Consider the following 19,473-nt stretch of genomic DNA (forward strand, 5'->3'; position numbering starts at 1 on the left):
TTTGGCTCGGTAGCTCAGTTGGTAGAGCAATGGATTGAAGCTCCATGTGTCGGCGGTTCGATTCCGTCTCGCGCCATCAATTCAATAATCAGGAAGGGTAGCGAAGAGGCTAAACGCGGCGGACTGTAAATCCGCTCCTTCGGGTTCGGGGGTTCGAATCCCTCCCCTTCCATCCTTTACGGGCATAGTTTAAAGGTAGAACTAAGGTCTCCAAAACCTTCAGTGTGGGTTCAATTCCTACTGCCCGTGTTAATAATTATGGCGGGTGTGGTGAAGTGGTTAACACACCAGATTGTGGCTCTGGCATGCGTGGGTTCGATCCCCATCACTCGCCTATTTATTATTTACATTATTGGGGTATAGCCAAGCGGTAAGGCAAGGGACTTTGACTCCCTCATGCGTTGGTTCGAATCCAGCTACCCCAGTTAAATTTATGCCGGCGTGGCGGAATTGGCAGACGCGCTGGACTCAAAATCCAGTGTCCGCAAGGACGTGCCGGTTCGACCCCGGCCGCCGGTATAGTATTAAAGACAAGGTTTTCGGACCTTGTCTTTTTCTTTTATTTGTTGAATTTGTAACGCTGAGTTACTTAAAATTACTAGTTTTATAACAAATCATCTAATTTATCCGCTAATTTTTGTTGCTTGCTTGGATACAAATGAGAGTATGTATCTATTGTTGTAGTTATAGAAGCATGTCCTAATCTTTCTTTTACGACAAGATAATCTTCTCCTTGGTTTATTAGTAGGGAAGCATGTGAATGCCTGAAGTCATGAATTCTTATTTTTTTTAAAGAACTATCTCTTTGTAATATTTTTTTATATTGTTTTTCGATTGAATCCTTAGTTATCGTAATCGGGCTATTTTGAAATATCTGTAGATCATCTAGGTTGGTTGTAAATTCTTTTAATCTTTCATGCTGTGTTTGCCTCCATTCTTCTAGTGTCTCCACTAGTTTGGTGTTCATGATGATTCTTCGGGTTCCAGCTTTTGTCTTTGTACTACTAATGTGTTCTTCACCTTTTTTAACGTATATTGATTTACTTACATGGATTGTATTTGTAGAAAACTCTATGTCCTTCCACGTTAGAGCAAGAGCTTCTCCGAGTCTTAGACCAGTAAAAAATAGAACTGTGAATAGTAATTTTATATTGTATTCATCGTTGCTAAATAGTGTTAAGAAATGCTTAAATTCTTTTACTGTCCAGAAATTTAATTTTACTTTTTCTATGGGTAATTTTTTCAGTAATCCTACGGGATGTTCCTTGTAAAATCCCTTTCTTAATCCAACATCCAGAATTTTCTTTAGTAAAATTATAATTTTATTAATAGTGTTTGGACTTAGCTTCTTTTCTGAGTTTTGAGTATTTTTATCTCTTAGATGTTCTCTGAATTGATAGATATCTTCATAAGTTAATTTAGCTACATCATCAACTTTTTCAAAATAGTTTTTTATATGCCTGTTATAGTTGTTTTCTTGTGTATCTATATAGCTTTGTTTTCTGTTGTTTATTCTATCCTCTTCTTTTAAGAGATCATAAAGGATATCAATTGATATTTTTGAGTTGAAACTTTTTTCTTTAAGTTCGACACTTCGTAAGTATTGTTCGGCCTCCAATGCTTCTTTTTTAGTTTTGAATCCTTTTCTTACAATTCTACGTTGTTTTAGAGATATTGGATTTATACCATTGGAAACATCAACAATCCAAGTTCCGTCTCTACTTTTACGTAAAGCCATAAGCTACGCTTCTTTCTGGAGTTCAATTCCTAATAGTTCTTCTGCGACACTGGCTGGAATTGTACCAATCCTTTTGTTATCGTAGATGTTAAAACCACGATTCACTAATAGTAATTTGCCGGTATGGATAATCTTTCTTGCAGTTCCTGGAGCAAATCCAAGTTCGATAAGGTCATCTTTTGTTACAGTTTTAATCATGTGATCTCCTTTTCTAATTAGATTAACTAAGGGGAGGATTAACTCCCCTTGTATTTTACTTATTTTTGTTTTACATCTACTAAATGGATAGCATCAGCCTTGTAATACATTGTCGTGCTAATCATAGTAGCTTGTAAATTGTCAAATGTAACTGGTACTTCATCCATTGCTTGGATATAGTCATTATCAACCAAGGCATCTGGATTGTCTACTGAGACTTGGGTTGATTTCTTTTTGAATTGTCCATCCTTGATTGTTACATTGTATTTCCAACCAATGATTTTATCGGTATTAAAACGTCTTTCGCTACCATCTCGGTTTTTGATAATTTCTCCGTTTGCATCTGCTCGGACTTCCGTTTCAAATTTTGGAATGACTTCATCCAATTCAAATTTTGTTCCAATGTTATTAAAATTCCAGTCATTTTGTGAAAGCATTTTTGCCATAGTTAATTTCTCCTTTTAATATTTTCTTTGATTGTAGGGATCAAATCCTCTCGTTTAAAGAGTATTGCTCTTTCTATTAATCCACTTGCTAAATCTGGTGGATATTCCATATTGTTGAGTGCGAGATAGTTAGCTTTCTCATACTCATGCAGTAAGTTATTGTCGTATAGAAATTTATACGCTTTTAGAATAGCTCCTGAACCTTTATAGGTAAACCATTCTAATTTTTGTTCTAGTTCTGTTTTTGATTTTGAAATAATGATAGAGACGGGTTTTGAATGGCCTAAAAACTTTTCCCAAGATCTCAAAGGTTTTGAGAAATAGCTATCACTATAGAACCTCACTTTTTCTTTGAGATATCCCTTGGTAAAGTTGAGAAGATCTATTTCTGAATGCAACCATTCTTGAATGAAGTAGTGAGCTTTTGCTTTCCTAAGTTCTAACTCAGTTCTTATCCAATTTTCTATATACCGCTTGCTGATCCCGAGCTTTTCAGCTTGTTCTAAGCGCTTATCGTAAATTCTAAGTCTTTCATCATCATTGGGTTTTCTTAAATATAAGGTCTGACCGATCGTTTCATCTCCGTAGGTATTGTAGTAGGTGCTTTTTCCATATAGAAAGCGTTTCTTCTGACAAATCTTTAGAAGTTGATTAGGAGTGAAATAGGGTGTTTCATTAAAATCATCTATTGCAATATCAATTCGTCTTACTGAAAAATGAATGTAATTGTAGTAGAGGTTGTTCAGAAACTGTCTTTCGGAGAGACTATTTGGATCTAATACCATATCTCTATAGAACTCTAGTGCCTGTCCTGACATGACAAGCATGTAGGACGACTCTTTCGATCCATAGTAGATACGGATATTCCCATAATGAAGCTGGCTATCATAGTTATAGTATTTAAGGCTCCCCTTATTCTCAATAAATAGGTCAAAGTCAAGAAATAGGATATCTTCGATTATTTCTTTTGGCGAAAATTCAGTCTTATCAAACTGAATTTGAATCCAGTCAAATACAGAACGTAAATGCTCATTTTTTGCCATAGATTTTGATTCAACTTTTTGCCTAATTTTGCCACCCTTAAAATCTCCAAAACCCTTGGAAATACTGAATTCTTTCGATGGTACACCTAACTTGCAGAGGGTGGTGTTACTACACACCCTATCGGTCAAAAATGGTCCGTCCGCATCTACGCTCATTTTCGGCTTTCTGCCTCATGGCTCAGCCGAAAACTCGCTATTAGCCGAACCTATTTTTTGACCTCTTGTTAACAAACCCTAGTAAGCCGGTTTGCATCGACTCTTCAATATCTTGGATTTTCTTTTTTAGGTTGGAATTCTCAATTTTTATCAGTCGCATTTCTCGCTTAAATTCCTGTTTTAAGGCGCTCAGTTCATCGTAGAGCTCATCTATTACTTGGTTTAGGGATTCATGTTCATTGTCTGCTAGACTCCCAAATACGGCTTGTATAGCCTCTTTTAGACCTATTTCAAGTTTTAGTTTAGCTAACTTTTGAAATTGTCTAAGGTCTTCGTCTGTAAAATCATAGGCAACTGTATAACTTAATTGATGAGTTCTGGGATTTCTACTGATAGGAACTTTAATTTTCTTAAATTCCTTGCCACTTATCTCTTTAATCAGTTGAATCCAATTTTTAAGAGTAGAGGTAGAGTTTAGGCCAGAAATTTGATTGACTAACTCTTTATTGGTCATCTTTTTGTGAAACCTCCGAAATTTTCTTGTGCAACTGAAGAGTTTTCTGTGGTATAATTGTTACATAATATGTTTTGATCTTGGAACGAACGGCACATTTGTTTCAAGATTTTTTATTTTGTCGAATCCTACCTCCTTTATTAAAATTTTTTAAATCGACTACTAGTTACATACGCTTTTACCTCCTTTTATGCTATAATATTCTCAATGGAATATTCAATCTCAAAATAAATATTCCTTATGGAATAATTCTATTTTATACCGTTTAGAATATTTTGTCAAGCTAAAATATACGAATAAGAATATCTATAGGAGAATTATGTATACAGAGGATTATAAATTTTCAGAGAGGTTAAAAACTCTCAGAAAATCAAAAAAGTTAACTCAAGTACAAATATCGGAATTAATTGGAGTTCAACAAGGGACATATTCTCGGTGGGAGAATGGAACGTTAGAACCAGGATTAGAATTCGTTGTGAAATTAGCAAATATCTTTGGGACTACTACAGATTATTTGCTGGGACAAAAACCTTATTCAATTATCAGTAGTTTACCTCTAGAACAATTAGATCTTACCAATATTGCAAACTTTTCAAAGGATGAGTTTGATATTTTGAAACATTCAATAGCAGTTTCGGTGGCAAGAAATAAAATAAAGGCAACAGAACTAAAAGATAGAGTTATAGAAAAAAATCAGTTGTCAGAAAAAGATGCAGAACTTTTGAATAAGATTTTTGAAGAAGTTAAAACTTATTGGGAAAATTAGGAGGACGCTAGTCTTCAAAATTCCCTCCCAAAATGTGTCCAAAATATTGACAGAATTCTAGCTTTTCATTATAGTTCTTATGGAACTTTTTTTCTACAACAAAATAGGCTCCATAATATCCATAGGGGATTTACCCACTACAAATAGTATAGAGCCGGTTTTATTAATGTCCTGCATTTCCTAATAAGTTAACCATGACAACACCAATGATAATCAAAATTAAACCGATAATGCTATAAACATTTAGTGTTTCTTTGAAAATCATTACTGCGATAGAGGCTGTCAAAACTAAACCGACAGCTGACCATGTTGCATAAGCTATTCCTAAAGGAATTTTTTGCATTGCTAGTGAGAGGAAATAGAAACAAACGCCATAGCTAAGTAGGGCAGAAACGGTTGGAATAGGCTTTGTAAAACCGTCTGATAATTTCAAAAGGTTAGTTCCCAATATCTCTCCTACAATGGCGATAAAAAGATAAAAGTATGACATGTCTTTAACCTCCTATATGTCATGTTTTTGCTCTAAGAGCTATTATAGCTATCCGTTTTTTATAAATCTTGGCACAAGTCATGAGAATTTGTAGTAAAACTGTGGCAGACACTTTTTCAGAACCAATAGCTGATAAGTTTAGTATATCATAAGATAAATTTAAAAAAAAAAGTTTTGTTAGAAAATGAATTATCAAATTCTTGGGCTAAAGAGTTATTTTTGTTAAAATAATAAAAAACACTTACCCTAATTAAAGGAGAAAATAAAATGATTACATTAACTGTTAATCGTACAAGTGTCTTGAATACCTCTGGATGAATATAACCTGTTGGGACATATCGTCTATTCTCTGATGATGCTCTTAGAACGATAAGGTATGGAGTGTTACCAAAAAGTTACTAAAATTTGAAAAATGAGTCTATTTTGCAAGATTCAAAAGGCTTAAAACCCTATTAAATCAGGGTTGTAAGATTTAAATAATGGAGTTATGGAACTCAAAATCCAGTGTCCGCAAGGACGTGCCGGTTCGACCCCGGCCGCCGGTATAGATTATAAAGGAGTTTTACTCCTTTTTTTGTTTTATTTTTTTCTTTTTTGTGATATAATTAACCGGTAAAGTTTCTTTTAGTGAATTAGAAGGAGTTAATTTTGTCTGAAGTTGCAAATAAAATCGATCGATTTTTAAATTCTATTTTATTGTTATCAGAAAATCAGCATGAGATTTTAGTTGGTTCTTGTACAAGTGGTGTTTCATTAACCAACACTCAGGAACATATTTTGATGCTGGTTGCTGATGAATCTCTAACCAATTCTGTCTTAGCTAAGAAATTGAATGTCAGTCAGGCGGCTATCACAAAGGCCGTGAAGCCCTTATTAAGTCAGGGGATGTTAGAGACTTATCGTGATGAGAATGATGCTCGAGTTCTCTATTATCGCTTAACTGAGATTGGTAAGCCAATTGCATTAGAGCATCAGCACCACCATAAGCATACTCTTCACACTTATGAGGATGTTTTGTCGAAGTTTACTAAGAATGAGCAAGGGGTTATTTCGAGGTTTTTAGATTTATTGGAAGAGGAGTTATAGTTTGAGGTATATTACGGTTTCAAATTTATCGTTTTATTATGATCGGGAACCGGTTTTAGAAGGGATCAATTACTACTTAGATAGTGGGGAGTTTGTGACCTTGACCGGGGAAAATGGTGCTGCTAAGTCAACCTTGATTAAGGCTAGCCTTGGGATTTTACAGCCCAAGGTCGGGACAGTTGAGATTTCAAAGACAAATGTAAAGGGAAAGAAGTTAAGGATTGCTTATCTTCCACAACAGATTGCTAGTTTTAATGCAGGGTTTCCAAGTACGGTCTATGAATTTGTGAAATCAGGTCGGTACCCTCGTAAAGGATGGTTTCGAAAGTTGAATGAGCACGATGAAAAACATATTCTGAAGAGTTTAGAATCTGTTGGGATGCTGGAGTTCAAGGATCGGGCGATTGGTTCTTTGTCTGGTGGTCAGAAACAGCGGGCTGTCATTGCTAGGATGTTTGCTTCAGATCCGGATATCTTTGTTTTAGATGAACCTACGACAGGGATGGATGCGACGACAAAGAGTGATTTTTATGAGTTGATGCATCACAGTGCGCATCACCATCAAAAATCTGTTTTGATGATTACGCATGATCCTGAAGAGGTTAACCAATTTGCGGATCGGAATATTCATTTGGTTCGTGACCAAAGCTCTCCTTGGAGATGTTTTAATGTCCATGATACTGAAGGGGAGGGTGACCATGCTTGATTTATTCCAGTATGATTTTATGCAACGGGCCTTGTTGGCTATGGTTGCCATGAGTCTTTTTTCTCCTGTATTAGGGATTTTCTTGATTTTAAGACGGCAGAGTCTGATGAGTGATACGCTAAGTCACGTCTCTCTTGCGGGTGTCGCTTTTGGGCTTTTCCTTGGGATCTCTCCAACGCTCTCGACCATGATCATTGTCATTATTGCTGCGGTTTTTCTTGAGTATTTGCGGACCTTATTTAAGGACTTTATGGAGATCGGGACGGCAATTTTAATGTCCACAGGTCTTGCCCTAGCTTTGGTACTGATGCGTGGTGGTGGGAAGAGCTCGATGAGCTTGGATCAGTATTTGTTTGGTTCTACCCTAACCATTACGGATGAACAGGTGATCGCCTTGTTTGTGATTGCTTTCGTTGTATTAGTGCTGACGGCCTTATTCTTGCGGCCTATGTATATTTTGACCTTTGATGAAGATACGGCCTTTGTGGATGGCCTTCCGGTCCGGACCATGTCCATCTTATTTAATGTGGTAACGGGGGTTGCTATCGCCTTGATGATTCCTGCAGCAGGATCGTTATTGGTTTCAACCATCATGGTCTTACCGGCTAGTATTGCGCTGAAATTAGGGAAGAACTTCCGTGGGGTCATGCTGCTTGCGGTCATTATTGGCTTTATCGGGATGTTTAGTGGGTTGATTTTGTCTTATATTGCAGATACACCAGCGAGTGCCAGCATCACGCTTTTATTTGTGGCCTTGTTCTTGCTTGTGAATCTTGGATCACGTTTGAGGAAGTAAATATGAAATTTAAAAAAATAGGTTTAATGTTGTTGGTGGCTTTTGCCCTTATCTTGACTGCTTGTGGTAAAAGTCAGAGTCAAAATGGAAAATTAAAAGTGATGACCACTTTTTATCCTGTTTATGATTTTACAAAAAATATTGTCGGAGATGAAGGAACGGTAGACCTGCTCATTGGAGCGGGATCAGAGCCTCATGAATATGAATTGTCTGCTAAGGGGCGGGCTATGATTCAAGATTCGGATGTTTTCGTTTATGAGAATGAAAACATGGAAACGTGGGTTCCAAATCTTTTGAAATCCATGAAGGATAAGAAAACCAAAGTGATCGATGCTACCAAGGGTATGGTCTTGCTTCCTGGATTGGAAGAGGAACATGAACACGAAGGGGGCGAAGAACACCATCATGAATATGATCCTCACCTTTGGCTCTCTCCACATCGTGCCATGAAGATGGTAGAGTCGATTCGTGATCAGTTGGTCGCAGCTTATCCAGATAAGAAAAAGACGTTTGAGAAAAATGCCCAAGCCTATCTGAAGAAATTACAGGCTTTGGATCAAGCTTATCAGGATGGATTGAAAGATGCGAAGCAAAAGAATTTCGTGACCCAACACGCGGCTTTCCGTTACTTGGCCTTGGATTATGGATTAAACCAGGTGGCCATTTCAGGGATTTCACCTGATAGCGAGCCTTCTGCTGCACGATTGCGTGAATTGACAGAGTATATCAAGAAAAATGAGATCAAGGTCATTTACTTTGAGGAAAATGCTTCTAAGTCCTTGGCGAAAACCTTGTCTTCTGAAGCTGGTGTTGAGTTGGCTGTCTTAAATCCTTTGGAAAGCTTGACGGATCAAGAAATGAAAGATGGCGAAGACTACGTGTCTGTTATGAAGGAGAATCTGAAGGCGCTAGAGAAAACAACGTCACAAGCTGGTAAGGATATTCAACCGGAACATGAGGAAGATGCTAAGACGGTTCAAAAGGGCTATTTCGAGGATAGTCAAGTTAAGGATCGTAGCTTAGCAAATTATGTAGGTGATTGGAAATCGGTTTATCCATACTTGCAAGACGGAACGTTGGATCAGGTCTTTGATTATAAGGCAAAATTAAATCCAACTATGACGGCTGCTGAGTATAAGGAATATTATACCAAGGGTTACCAAACAGATATTGATCGGATTAAGATTGATAAGGATTCAATGGAGTTTTATCAAAAAGGATCTTCTAAGAAATATACCTATAAATACGTAGGTAAGCACATTTTGACTTATAAGAAGGGAAATCGTGGTGTTCGTTATCTCTTTGAAGCGAAAGAGAGCGATGCGGGAGACTTCAAATATGTTCAATTTAGTGACCATGAAATTACTCCGGCAAAGGCAGCTCACTTCCACATTTTCCATGGAGGAAAGAGTCAAGAAGCGCTTTATGATGAGTTAGAAAATTGGCCAACGTATTATCCTTCCAACTTATCTGGTTTAGAAGTGGCACAGGAAATGCTGGCTCATTAAGAGCTGTATCAAAAGAGAGACTAGGACTGATTATCCCGGTCTCTTTTTGATTAAAAATGGGGAGCAAAGCTTGTCAAATGCTTGAAAATACGTTACAATGAAAGGGCTTTAAATTAAAAAATGTATGGGGAATTTTAAATGAAAAAAGTTGGTGCAATTCTTGTGAGTTTTCTCAGTGTGGTCCTGTTGATAGCTTGTTCGCAACAGGGAACGAGCAAAAAATCAACCACTTCCTCTAGTCAAACGACGACCTCTTCTGAAGTCAAAAAGACGGATGCTTCTAGTTCGGAAGTGAAGGAGAAAGAAAAAAAAGAAGAGAAAAAAGAAGTGAAGAAAATGGATCTTGAAGCGATTGCCAATGGAGACTACAGCAGTATTGCTGGTGTCTGGCAAGATGATAAGGGAAACAAGCTGGTCTTTAACGACAAAGGGTTGGTCTCGCAAGAGTTAGAGGGCTATGGAGCTTCTTTGACGGATTACGGAACCGCCTCAGAAGGCATTTATGGTGGGCGTGATGGAGGCTTCTTGTTGGAGTATATTCCTGCAGGAGTGACCATTGGTGATCAGGTCGATGATCAAGGACAAGTCGTCTTTAAGGACACATCAGATGCCTCTAAAAACCGCTTGTGGTCAGGTGTTGGTATCGCTAGTTTTGGGGAACAAGGCTCGATCTACTATCATGTAGGAGATGAATAATGGAAAAACAGAGGCTGGGACAAAAGTCCTAGCCTCTCAATTATTTTTGGATTGTCGAGCAAGACGCAGTGGTTGAGTGGGCTCTACTACGCTGATTTCATCAGCTTTTACAGCCCTACTAAACTGTGCGGAGGTGGGATGACGAAATCGAATTCTAACGAATTACCGATTTCTGTCCCACTCTCTTTTTCTTATGTATGTGGGGGAAGCCAAGAAAGCTCAAATTGGAGCAATTGGGCTTCAAGGAGATCTTGATGGGAAACCTCTTGTTTTTCTTTGCCATCTAATAGGGCTTTTTGGATGAAATAGGCGCCTGCAGTGTGTGAGTTGGCGCAAATCTTGAGCTCTTGCTTGGGAAGATGGAGAAGGACTTCTTTAAAGAGAGGGAGTCCCAGATCATAGATTGGTTTTCCTGGGCAGGTTGGATAGAGCCCAAGGGCTGACCAGATGTACCAAGCAGATAGACTACCATTGTCCTCATCACCTGGATAGGCTTGGAAATTTTGATGGAAAGCTTGGGAACGGATCTGGTGGATCAGGAGATTGGTGTATTCGGGATGAAGGCTGTGACGGAAGAGGTAGGGAATGTGAAAGCTGGGTTGATTGGAGATGGCGATCTGCCCAAATGGGGCTTGGGCCATTTCACTCATTTCGTGGATTTCATAGCCATATCCTCTTACGTCAAATTGAGGTTTTTGATTGGCCAGATCCAGCAGTCGTTGGGTGAAGGCTTTTTTACCGCCCATTAGCTCTATCAGGCCGGAGAAGTCGTGTAAGGCTCCAAAAGTAGCCTGGGTTGCAGAACATTCTGCATAATCTCCTCCCCAGCTGGTAGGAGAGAAGGGTTCTTTAAAGTTTCCATTAGTGGATCGCGCCCTCATGAAGCCCATTTGGGCATCATACAATGTCCGGTAGGAGAGGCTGGAAGCAGCATAGCGAGCGGCTGTTTCTGTATGCCCCAAGTGCTTGGCAACGGTAGCAATGCAAAAATCACTATAAGCATAATCTAGGCTGTGGCTCACACTTTCGTGAAAATCATCGGGTAGGTAGCCAAGGGCCTTGTAGCTTTCATTGCCATGGCGGCCAAAATGTTGAGTGGGGTCTATTTTTTGGGCCGTCTGGAGCATAGCTGTCAGCATGTTTTCATGTAGGTCTGGTGCGATCCCTTTTGTGACAGCATCCGCAAAGACGCCATCGATGAGGGTACCTGGCATCATTCCTCGTTCATCTGGGGCCAACCATTTTGGTAGAAAACCAGTATCCTTGTAAGTATTTAAAAATCCTTCGAGAAAGTGACGGTAGTAATCGGGGTAGACAAGACTAAAGAGCGGAAAAGAGGTCCGAAAGAGGTCCCAAAAACCGACATTCGTATAAGCTTTTCCTGGTTTGATTTCATTATGAGTAACATCCAGGTGCCAGTCATTTCCCTCGGTATCTGTTTCATAAAAGGTTTGAGGGAAAAGGAGGAGTCGGTACAGGCAATGGTCGAAAAAGGCTTGGTCACGCCCTCCAGCATCTTTTACTTCAATTCGTTTTAGCAGCTGATTCCATTGATCGGCTGCTTCTTTTTTAGCTTCCTCTAGGGAAAGGTGGGGAAGATGACTGTGAGCCATGTCTTGGGACAGATAAGAAGTTCCTAATTGGACGGTCACTTCCTTGCTAGCAAAGGTCAGAAAAAGATCTTGATCGATGTGAGTGACGTTCTCAATCGGCTGGCTAAATTGCCACTGGAGATAGAAAGAGTAGGAAGTATCTGCGGTATGGGCCTGATCCAGAATGTGGAAGTGGCAGGTTTGGTCTGTCAGAGTCAAGTCCTCTAGTTCCTTTGCTGCATGAAAGCAGAGAGTCAGCTTTTCTGGTGCTCGAAAGCGCATGACAGCCCCGTAGCGGCTTGGAACCAGCTCGCTTTGAATCTGATAACGTTCCGAAAAAATCCGAAGGTAGTGGGGCTGGAAAATAGCTTCTTTCATCGAATAACTGCTTTGGCGACGGAAGAGGTCGGAACTTGCAATATCTCCTGTGATGGGCGTGATGAGGCACCAAGCGTAGTCTCCTATCCAAGGACTAGGCTGGTGGGTGAGACGAAATCCCTGAAAAATAGGGAGATTGGGGTTGAAAAACCAAGCCCCTTGTTCGTGTGTCGTCTGAGGAAGGAAGTAGTTCATCCCAAAAGGGACTCCTGTATAAGGGAGGGTGTTTCCGTGGGAATAGTGAGGATGATTATCGCTTCCCCAGCGGGTATCGATGGTTTGGCAATGTGTGCGCATCTTGTCTCCTTTTTCTTCATCAACCTTAAATGATCTGTGTTTTTCTTGGAACACGCGGTGGTATTTTCTTCATTGTATCAAAGTGTTGTCAAATATGATAGCGTTTTTATCAAATGGAAAATTTAGTAGAAAAAGGGCTATAGTTTGCGTATGTATTTCCCTTTTGAAATCTTTTATACTGAATAGGAAAGAATCGATACGTGTGAGGAAAATAAATGACCTATTCAAAAGAAATTGTGCGAGAATGGTTGGATCAAGTGGCTGAGCGAGCTAAGGAGTACCCTGAGTGGGTGGATGTCTTTGAACGTTGTTATACAGACACTTTGGACAATACAGTTGAAATTTTAGAAGATGGTTCAACCTTTGTGTTAACAGGGGACATCCCAGCTATGTGGTTGCGTGACTCGACGGCTCAATTGAGGTCCTATCTTCATGTGGCAAAAAGAGACCCTCGTTTGCGTCAGACCATTGCTGGTTTGGTCAAACGCCAGATGACCTTGATTCTCAAAGATCCCTATGCCAACTCTTTTAATATTGAGGAGAACTGGAAAGGCCATCACGAGACTGACCATACAGATCTCAATGGCTGGATTTGGGAGCGCAAGTATGAGGTGGATTCGCTGTGCTATCCCTTGCAGTTGGCTTACCTCCTTTGGAAGGAAACTGGTGAGACTAGCCAATTTGATGAAACCTTTATCACTGCGACCAAGGAAATCCTTCATCTCTGGGCAGTGGAACAAGACCACAAGAACTCCCCTTATCGCTTCGTTCGGGATACAGATCGTAAGGAAGATACGCTGGTAAATGACGGCTTTGGTCCTGACTTTGCTGTGACAGGGATGACCTGGTCAGCCTTTCGTCCAAGTGATGACTGCTGTCAGTATAGTTACTTGATTCCGTCCAATATGTTCGCAGTCGTTGTCTTGGGTTATGTCCAAGAAATCTTTGCAGCATTGAATCTAGTTGATAGTGAGAGTGTCATTGCAGATGCCAAACGCCTCCAAGCGGAGATTCAAGAAGGGATCGAAAACTACGCCTACACTACTAACAGTAAGGGCGAGAAGATCTATGCCTTTGAGGTAGACGGTTTGGGAAATGCTAGCATCATGGATGATCCAAACGTGCCAAGCTTGTTGGCAGCTCCTTATCTTGGCTACTGCGCGATCGACGATGAGGTCTACCAAGCTACTCGTCGGACGATTTTGAGCCCTGAAAATCCATACTTCTATGAAGGGAAGTACGCAAGCGGACTCGGAAGTTCTCATACCTTCTATCGCTATATCTGGCCGATTGCTTTATCCATCCAAGGATTGACAACGACAGATAAAGCTGAGAAGAAATTCTTGCTGGATCAGTTGGTTGCCTGCGATGGTGGAACAGGTGTCATGCACGAAAGTTTCCACGTGGATGATCCAACCAAATATTCGCGTGAATGGTTCTCTTGGGCCAACATGATGTTCTGTGAATTGGTCTTGGATTACTTGGATATTCGCTAATGAGCTGTCGCTTAACAGATTCTGGGAAAGAATCAAAAATATATTTTTAAATTTAAGTTAGAATGAGGTTTTACTCATGGAAAATGTTGTTGTACATATCATCTCTCACAGCCACTGGGATCGTGAGTGGTATCTACCTTTTGAAAGCCACAGGATGCAATTGGTGGAACTGTTTGACAATCTCTTTGATCTTTTTGAAAATGATCCGGAGTTCAAAAGTTTCCACTTAGATGGACAAACCATTGTCCTTGACGACTATTTAGAAATTCGCCCTGAAAACCGCGACAAGGTGCAACGTTATATCGACGAGGGCAAGCTCAAGATTGGTCCTTTCTATATCTTGCAGGATGATTACCTGATCTCCAGTGAAGCCAACGTCCGCAATACCTTGATTGGACAGGCTGAATGCGCTAAATGGGGCAAATCCACTCAGATTGGTTACTTCCCAGATACCTTTGGAAATATGGGGCAAGCACCTCAAATTCTTCAAAAATCAGGTATCCACGTAGCAGCCTTTGGTCGTGGAGTCAAACCAATCGGATTTGACAACCAAGTCCTCGAAGATGAGCAGTTTACCTCTCAATTTTCTGAAATGTACTGGCAAGGGGCGGATGGTAGTCGCGTACTCGGTATTCTTTTTGCCAACTGGTACAGTAATGGGAATGAAATTCCAGTGGATAAAGATGAGGCTTTAGCTTTTTGGAAACAAAAATTGGCAGATGTTCGTGACTATGCCTCCACCAACCAATGGTTGATGATGAACGGTTGTGACCACCAACCGGTTCAACGAAACTTGAGTGAAGCTATTCGCGTGGCTAACGAACTATTCCCTGACGTGACCTTTATTCATAGCTCTTTTGATGAATATGTGCAAGCAGTGGAAAGTGCGCTTCCTGAACAATTATCAACAGTTACGGGAGAATTGACCAGTCAGGAAACCGATGGTTGGTACACACTGGCAAATACGTCTTCCTCTCGGATTTATCTCAAGCAAGCCTTCCAAGAAAACAGCAATTTGCTGGAGCAAGTGGTGGAACCTTTGACCATCATTACAGGTGGTCACAATCACAAGGATCAATTGACCTATGCCTGGAAGACGCTCTTACAAAATGCACCTCATGATAGTATCTGTGGTTGTAGTATTGACGAAGTTCACCGTGAAATGGAAGTTCGTTTTGCCAAGGTCAATCAAGTCGGAAACTTTGTCAAGACCAACCTTTTGAACGAATGGAAGGGTAAACTAGCGACTCAAAAAGCCCAGAGTGAGCACCTCTTTACGGTCATCAACACTGGCTTGCATAATAAGGTGGACACCGTCAGCACGATTGTCGATGTTGCGGTTTGTCCATTTAAGGAATTGCATCCGACAGAAGGCTTCAAGAAAATGGCTGCTTTGAGCTTGCCAGACTACCATGTAGAGGATTTAGATGGACATCTTGTAGAAGCAGAGATTGAGGACTTGGGAGCAAGCTTTGGCTATACCCTGCCTAAGGATAAATTCCGTCAACCTTATATCGCGCGTCAAGTGCGCGTGACGGTTCCGGTTCACCTAGCGCCTCTTTCTTGGACCACCTTCCAGCTCTTGGAAGGTAAAGCACCTCATCATGATGGTCTGTTCCAAAATGGGGTGATCGATACGCCATTTGTAACCCTTAGTATCGATGATGGCTTGACCCTCTATGATAAAACGACCAATGAGGCTTATGAGGATTTCCTTCGTTTTGAAGATCGTGGTGATATCGGAAATGAATATATCTACTTCCAACCAAAAGGAACAGAGCCGATCTATGCGGAGTTAACAGCTTATGAGGTCTTGGAAAACAATGCTCGCTATGCCAAAATCTTGCTCAAGCATGACTTGACCATCCCGGTCAGCGCGGATGAACAATTGGATGCGGAGCAAAGAGGCATTATCGAGTTTATGAACCGCAAGGCAAGTCGCTCAGAAGAGGTGACAACTATCCCTCTTGAAACGGAGATGACCATTTTTGTAGATGATCCGCAAATTCGCTTCAAGACGCGCTTTACCAATACTGCCAAGGATCACCGCATCCGTCTTCTGGTCAAGACTCACAATACACGTCCAAGCAACGATTCTGAAAGTATCTATGAGGTTGTGACACGGCCAAATAAACCGGCTGCTTCTTGGGAAAATCCTGAAAATCCTCAACACCAGCAAGCTTTCGTCAGCTTGTATGATGACGTCAAAGGGGTAACAGTGGCCAATAAAGGATTGCATGAATACGAAATCCTTGGAGACGATACGATAGCTGTAACACTTCTTCGTGCTTCAGGGGAACTCGGTGACTGGGGCTACTTTCCAACACCAGAAGCACAATGTTTGCGGGACTTTGAGGTGGAATATGCAGTAGAATGCCATCAAGCTCAGGGGCGCTTCTCTGCTTATCGCCGAGCGAAAGCTTTGCAGACACCGATGACCAGCCTTCAAGTTGAAAAACAAGAAGGAAGTGTAGCAGCGTCTGGTAGCTTACTCAAGCATACCGCCTTGACGCATCCTCAGGTTTGTCCAACAGCCTTTAAGGTAGCAGAAAATGAAGAAGGTTACATCCTTCGCTATTACAACATGAGCCAAGAAAATGTGCGCGTGTCAGAAGGACAACAAACGGTTGTCGATCTTCTGGAACAACCGTATCCGGTCCATACAGGTTTATTGGCACCGCAAGAAATCCGGACAGAATGGATTAAAAAAGAAGAAATCTAATTTCAAAAAGGTAACATAAAAGAAAGGAGGAGCGAAAAAGTAAGAACCGACTGCTGACTCGCTCCTTTTTACAGGTAAAAGCCATGACCATTGCAACGATTGATATCGGAGGGACTGGGATTAAGTTTGCCAGTCTCACTCCGGATGGAAAGATTTTAGATAAGGCCAGCACCCCAACTCCAGAAACTCTAGAAGATTTGCTAGCTTGGCTGGACCAGCGATTGTCAGAACGTGACTACCGTGGGATTGCTATGAGTGTGCCAGGGGCTGTTAACCAAGAAACAGGGGTAATTGAAGGGATCAGTGCCATTCCTTATATCCATGGTTTTTCATGGTATGAGGCCCTTTCTCATCACAAGCTACCTGTCCATCTAGAAAATGATGCCAACTGTGTTGGACTGAGTGAATTGCTGGCGCATCCTGAGATTGAAAATGCAGCCTGTGTCGTGATTGGTACCGGAATCGGTGGAGCCATGATTATCAATGGCAAGCTTCACCGTGGACGTCATGGCTTGGGCGGTGAGTTTGGCTACATGACAACTATCGAGCCTGCAGAAAAGCTCAATAACTGGTCACAACTCGCTTCTACAGGAAACATGGTTCGCTATGTCATCGAAAAATCTGGTCAAACCGATTGGGATGGCCGTAAGGTTTATCAAGAGGCTGCAGCAGGCAATGCCCTTTGCCAAGAAGCCATTGAGCGTATGAATCGTAATCTAGCTCAAGGCTTGCTCAATATCCAGTATCTAATCGACCCAGATGTCATTAGCCTAGGTGGCTCTATCAGTCAGAACCCAGATTTTATCAAAGGGGTGCAAAAAGCGGTAGACGTCTTTGTGGAAAGATATGAAGAATATACAATTGCGCCAGTCATCCAAGCTTGCACCTATCAGGCAGATGCCAATCTCTACGGTGCCCTTGTCAACTGGTTACAGGAGGAAAAGCAATGGTAAGTTTTACCGGAATTAGCAGTAAACAACAGCAAGCTATAGACTTACTTCAAAAGCACATTTCTCTACCAGATGTAGAAGTGGCAGTCGCTCAGTCTGACCAAGCTTCTATCTCTATCAAGGGTGAGGGTGGAGAATATCAATTGACTTATCGCAAACCTCATCAGATTTATCGTGCCTTATCGATTCTCGCAACAGCATTAGCAGAAGGTGACAAGGTAGAGATTGAAGAACAAGCGGCTTATGAAGATTTAGCCTACATGGCTGACTGTTCGCGAAATGCAGTTCTAAATGTTGCATCTGCCAAGCAGATGATTGAAGTCTTGGCTCTGATGGGTTATTCAACCTTTGAGCTCTACATGGAAGACACCTATCAGATTGAAGGGCAACCTTACTTTGGCTATTTCCGTGGAGCATACTCAGCTGAAGAATTACAGGAAATCGAAGCTTACGCCCAGCAGTTTGATATGACCTTTGTACCATGTATCCAGACCTTGGCTCACTTATCAGCCTTTGTCAAATGGGGTGTCAAAGAAGTCCAGCAACTTCGTGATGTAGAGGACATTCTCCTCATCGGCGAAGAAAAAGTTTACGACCTAATCGACGGCATGTTTGCTACTCTGTCTAAACTACAAACACGCAAGGTCAATATCGGGATGGACGAAGCTCACTTGGTTGGTTTGGGACGCTATCTCATCTTAAACGGTGTTGTGGACCGTAGCCTCCTCATGTGTCAACATTTGGAGCGCGTGCTGGATATTGCAGACAAGTATGGTTTCCACTGCCAGATGTGGAGCGATATGTTCTTCAAACTCATGTCATCAGATGGCCAGTACGACCGTGATGTCGAAATTCCAGAAGAAACTCGTGTTTATCTTGACCGTCTCAAAGACCGTGTGACCTTGGTTTACTGGGATTATTATCAGGATAGCGAAGAAAAATACAACCGTAACTTCGGTAATCACCACAAGATTAGCCAGGATATTGCCTTTGCAGGTGGTGCTTGGAAGTGGATTGGTTTCACACCACACAACCATTTCAGCCGTCTCATCGCTCTTGAAGCCAATAAAGCCTGCCGTGCTAATCAGATCAAAGAAATCATCGTGACGGGTTGGGGGGATAATGGCGGTGAAACAGCCCAGTTCTCGATTCTCCCAAGTTTACAAATCTGGGCAGAACTCAGCTACCGCAATGATTTAGAGCGTCTGTCAGTTCACTTCAAGACCAATACAGGCCTCTCGGTTGAGGACTTTATGCAGCTGGATCTGGCCAACCTCTTGCCAGACCTACCAGACAATCTCAGTGGGATTAACCCTAACCGCTATGTCTTTTATCAGGATGTTCTTTGCCCAATCCTTGACAAGCACATGACACCTGAACAGGATAAGCCTCACTTTGCCAAGGCAGCTGAGACACTTGCTGACATTAAAGAAAAAGCGGGTGTCTACGCCTATCTCTTTGAGACTCAGGCTCAGTTGAATGCCATTTTAAGTAGCAAGGTGGATGTAGGACGACGCCTTCGTCAAGCCTATCAAGCAGGTGATAAAGAGAGCTTGCAACAAATCGCTCGGGAAGAATTGCCAAAACTCAGAAGCCAGATTGAACACTTCCATGACCTCTTTAGCCACCAATGGTTGAAAGAAAACAAGGTCTTTGGCTTGGATACCGTAGACATCCGGATGGGTGGACTCTTGCAACGGATCAAGCGAGCAGAAAGTCGGATTGAAGACTATCTAGCTGGTTCTATCACACGTATCGATGAACTAGAAGTAGAGATCTTGCCATTCAACGATTTCTACAGGGATCAGGACTTCGCAGCAACAACGGCTAACCAGTGGCATACTATTGCGACTGCCTCAACCATTTATACAACGTAAAAAAAGCCAAGTTGGATG

The 19,473-nt window shown here is 41.3% G+C and carries 17 protein-coding genes and 6 tRNA genes; 16 read left to right on the forward strand and 7 right to left on the reverse strand.

Going from position 1 to position 19,473, the window contains the following annotated elements; all coding sequences use genetic code 11:
• Positions 1-3: 3 nt before the first annotated feature.
• From I2E70_RS05110 to I2E70_RS05135, 6 genes are all read left to right on the forward strand, one after another.
• A tRNA-Phe gene (locus I2E70_RS05110) sits at positions 4-76 on the forward strand.
• A gap of 15 nt (positions 77-91) precedes the next feature.
• Positions 92-172 (forward strand) — tRNA-Tyr (locus I2E70_RS05115).
• 6 nt (positions 173-178) lie between these two features.
• Positions 179-249 (forward strand) — tRNA-Trp (locus I2E70_RS05120).
• Positions 250-261: 12 nt separating this feature from the next.
• A tRNA-His gene (locus I2E70_RS05125) sits at positions 262-334 on the forward strand.
• A gap of 19 nt (positions 335-353) precedes the next feature.
• Positions 354-425, forward strand: a tRNA-Gln gene (locus I2E70_RS05130).
• A gap of 10 nt (positions 426-435) precedes the next feature.
• Positions 436-519, forward strand: a tRNA-Leu gene (locus tag I2E70_RS05135).
• Positions 520-604: 85 nt separating this feature from the next.
• Here the strand turns inward: I2E70_RS05135 and I2E70_RS05140 are convergent.
• From I2E70_RS05140 to I2E70_RS05160, 5 genes are read right to left on the reverse strand one after another with little or no spacing between them, the layout of a single operon-like run.
• On the reverse strand, positions 605-1,738 hold the full coding sequence (locus I2E70_RS05140) for a tyrosine-type recombinase/integrase (RefSeq protein ID WP_009732034.1): 1,134 nt from the start codon (positions 1,736-1,738) through the stop codon (positions 605-607).
• A gap of 3 nt (positions 1,739-1,741) precedes the next feature.
• Positions 1,742-1,936 carry a DUF3173 domain-containing protein gene (locus tag I2E70_RS05145; RefSeq protein ID WP_000598356.1) on the reverse strand — a complete coding sequence of 65 codons (195 nt, stop codon included), beginning with the start codon at positions 1,934-1,936 and terminating at the stop codon, positions 1,742-1,744.
• Positions 1,937-1,995: 59 nt separating this feature from the next.
• A complete protein-coding gene (locus I2E70_RS05150) occupies positions 1,996-2,382 on the reverse strand; it encodes a hypothetical protein (RefSeq protein WP_001096843.1) in 387 nt (128 codons plus the stop codon).
• Between the two features lie 2 nt (positions 2,383-2,384).
• On the reverse strand, positions 2,385-3,581 hold the full coding sequence (locus I2E70_RS05155; protein ID WP_195423805.1) for a replication initiation factor domain-containing protein: 1,197 nt from the start codon (positions 3,579-3,581) through the stop codon (positions 2,385-2,387).
• Positions 3,582-3,621: 40 nt separating this feature from the next.
• Entirely contained in the window at positions 3,622-4,095 is a 474-nt protein-coding gene (locus I2E70_RS05160; protein ID WP_000182279.1) for a hypothetical protein, read from the reverse strand.
• Between the two features lie 319 nt (positions 4,096-4,414).
• On the opposite strand from I2E70_RS05160, the gene I2E70_RS05165 reads away from it, so the two are divergent.
• A complete protein-coding gene (locus tag I2E70_RS05165) occupies positions 4,415-4,861 on the forward strand; it encodes a helix-turn-helix transcriptional regulator (protein ID WP_000287814.1) in 447 nt (148 codons plus the stop codon).
• A 163-nt stretch (positions 4,862-5,024) separates the two neighbouring features.
• Here I2E70_RS05165 and I2E70_RS05170 read toward each other — a convergent pair whose 3' ends face one another.
• On the reverse strand, positions 5,025-5,351 hold the full coding sequence (locus I2E70_RS05170; protein ID WP_009732038.1) for a DMT family transporter: 327 nt from the start codon (positions 5,349-5,351) through the stop codon (positions 5,025-5,027).
• A gap of 648 nt (positions 5,352-5,999) precedes the next feature.
• Here I2E70_RS05170 and I2E70_RS05175 point away from each other — a divergent pair.
• The 5 genes from I2E70_RS05175 to I2E70_RS05195 all read left to right on the forward strand — a co-directional run bounded on the left by I2E70_RS05175 (position 6,000) and on the right by I2E70_RS05195 (position 10,143).
• Entirely contained in the window at positions 6,000-6,437 is a 438-nt protein-coding gene (locus I2E70_RS05175; RefSeq protein ID WP_195423808.1) for a zinc-dependent MarR family transcriptional regulator, read from the forward strand.
• A gap of 1 nt (position 6,438) precedes the next feature.
• Positions 6,439-7,143, forward strand: a complete 705-nt coding sequence (locus tag I2E70_RS05180) for a metal ABC transporter ATP-binding protein (protein ID WP_003013743.1) — start codon at positions 6,439-6,441, stop codon at positions 7,141-7,143.
• Complete coding sequence (locus I2E70_RS05185; RefSeq protein WP_049506201.1) at positions 7,136-7,939, forward strand: metal ABC transporter permease; 804 nt, start codon at positions 7,136-7,138, stop codon at positions 7,937-7,939. Before I2E70_RS05180 ends, I2E70_RS05185 begins: the two co-directional genes overlap by 8 nt.
• A gap of 2 nt (positions 7,940-7,941) precedes the next feature.
• Positions 7,942-9,447 (forward strand): zinc ABC transporter substrate-binding protein AdcA, encoded by a 1,506-nt coding sequence (locus I2E70_RS05190; protein ID WP_195423811.1) that lies wholly within the window; start codon positions 7,942-7,944, stop codon positions 9,445-9,447.
• Between the two features lie 138 nt (positions 9,448-9,585).
• Positions 9,586-10,143, forward strand: coding sequence for a DUF6287 domain-containing protein (locus tag I2E70_RS05195; protein WP_195423814.1), 558 nt, complete (start codon positions 9,586-9,588; stop codon positions 10,141-10,143).
• Positions 10,144-10,334: 191 nt separating this feature from the next.
• Here the strand turns inward: I2E70_RS05195 and I2E70_RS05200 are convergent, their stop codons facing one another.
• The gene (locus I2E70_RS05200; protein WP_195423816.1) at positions 10,335-12,410 is read right to left on the reverse strand and encodes a GH92 family glycosyl hydrolase; all 2,076 of its coding nucleotides are present in this window, start codon (positions 12,408-12,410) and stop codon (positions 10,335-10,337) included.
• Between the two features lie 215 nt (positions 12,411-12,625).
• Between I2E70_RS05200 and I2E70_RS05205 the strand changes: the two genes are divergently transcribed.
• The 4 genes from I2E70_RS05205 (at position 12,626) to I2E70_RS05220 (ending at position 19,455) form a co-directional block, all read left to right on the forward strand.
• Positions 12,626-13,906 (forward strand): glycoside hydrolase family 125 protein, encoded by a 1,281-nt coding sequence (locus tag I2E70_RS05205; RefSeq protein ID WP_195423819.1) that lies wholly within the window; start codon positions 12,626-12,628, stop codon positions 13,904-13,906.
• Positions 13,907-13,982: 76 nt separating this feature from the next.
• The gene (locus I2E70_RS05210; RefSeq protein WP_195423821.1) at positions 13,983-16,628 is read left to right on the forward strand and encodes an alpha-mannosidase; all 2,646 of its coding nucleotides are present in this window, start codon (positions 13,983-13,985) and stop codon (positions 16,626-16,628) included.
• Between the two features lie 83 nt (positions 16,629-16,711).
• Positions 16,712-17,581: an ROK family protein gene (locus I2E70_RS05215; protein WP_195423824.1), complete on the forward strand. Its 870-nt coding sequence runs from the start codon at positions 16,712-16,714 to the stop codon at positions 17,579-17,581.
• Positions 17,575-19,455 (forward strand): beta-N-acetylhexosaminidase, encoded by a 1,881-nt coding sequence (locus tag I2E70_RS05220; protein WP_195423827.1) that lies wholly within the window; start codon positions 17,575-17,577, stop codon positions 19,453-19,455. Before I2E70_RS05215 ends, I2E70_RS05220 begins: the two co-directional genes overlap by 7 nt.
• The last annotated feature ends 18 nt before the right edge of the window (positions 19,456-19,473 follow it).

Source organism: Streptococcus parasanguinis, from assembly GCF_015556095.1.
Classification (GTDB): domain Bacteria; phylum Bacillota; class Bacilli; order Lactobacillales; family Streptococcaceae; genus Streptococcus; species Streptococcus parasanguinis_Q.

Bases quoted from the DNA above. Each gene is read 5' to 3' on its own strand.
- I2E70_RS05140 (WP_009732034.1), bottom strand. From the start codon at position 1,738: ATGGCTTTACGTAAAAGTAGAGACGGAACTTGGATTGTTGATGTTTCC.
- I2E70_RS05145 (WP_000598356.1), bottom strand. From the start codon at position 1,936: ATGATTAAAACTGTAACAAAAGATGACCTTATCGAACTTGGATTTGCT.
- I2E70_RS05150 (WP_001096843.1), bottom strand. From the start codon at position 2,382: ATGGCAAAAATGCTTTCACAAAATGACTGGAATTTTAATAACATTGGA.
- I2E70_RS05155 (WP_195423805.1), bottom strand. From the start codon at position 3,581: ATGAGCGTAGATGCGGACGGACCATTTTTGACCGATAGGGTGTGTAGT.
- I2E70_RS05160 (WP_000182279.1), bottom strand. From the start codon at position 4,095: ATGACCAATAAAGAGTTAGTCAATCAAATTTCTGGCCTAAACTCTACC.
- I2E70_RS05165 (WP_000287814.1), top strand. From the start codon at position 4,415: ATGTATACAGAGGATTATAAATTTTCAGAGAGGTTAAAAACTCTCAGA.
- I2E70_RS05170 (WP_009732038.1), bottom strand. From the start codon at position 5,351: ATGTCATACTTTTATCTTTTTATCGCCATTGTAGGAGAGATATTGGGA.
- I2E70_RS05185 (WP_049506201.1), top strand. From the start codon at position 7,136: ATGCTTGATTTATTCCAGTATGATTTTATGCAACGGGCCTTGTTGGCT.
- I2E70_RS05190 (WP_195423811.1), top strand. From the start codon at position 7,942: ATGAAATTTAAAAAAATAGGTTTAATGTTGTTGGTGGCTTTTGCCCTT.
- I2E70_RS05195 (WP_195423814.1), top strand. From the start codon at position 9,586: ATGAAAAAAGTTGGTGCAATTCTTGTGAGTTTTCTCAGTGTGGTCCTG.
- I2E70_RS05200 (WP_195423816.1), bottom strand. From the start codon at position 12,410: ATGCGCACACATTGCCAAACCATCGATACCCGCTGGGGAAGCGATAAT.
- I2E70_RS05205 (WP_195423819.1), top strand. From the start codon at position 12,626: ATGACCTATTCAAAAGAAATTGTGCGAGAATGGTTGGATCAAGTGGCT.
- I2E70_RS05210 (WP_195423821.1), top strand. From the start codon at position 13,983: ATGGAAAATGTTGTTGTACATATCATCTCTCACAGCCACTGGGATCGT.
- I2E70_RS05215 (WP_195423824.1), top strand. From the start codon at position 16,712: ATGACCATTGCAACGATTGATATCGGAGGGACTGGGATTAAGTTTGCC.
- I2E70_RS05220 (WP_195423827.1), top strand. From the start codon at position 17,575: ATGGTAAGTTTTACCGGAATTAGCAGTAAACAACAGCAAGCTATAGAC.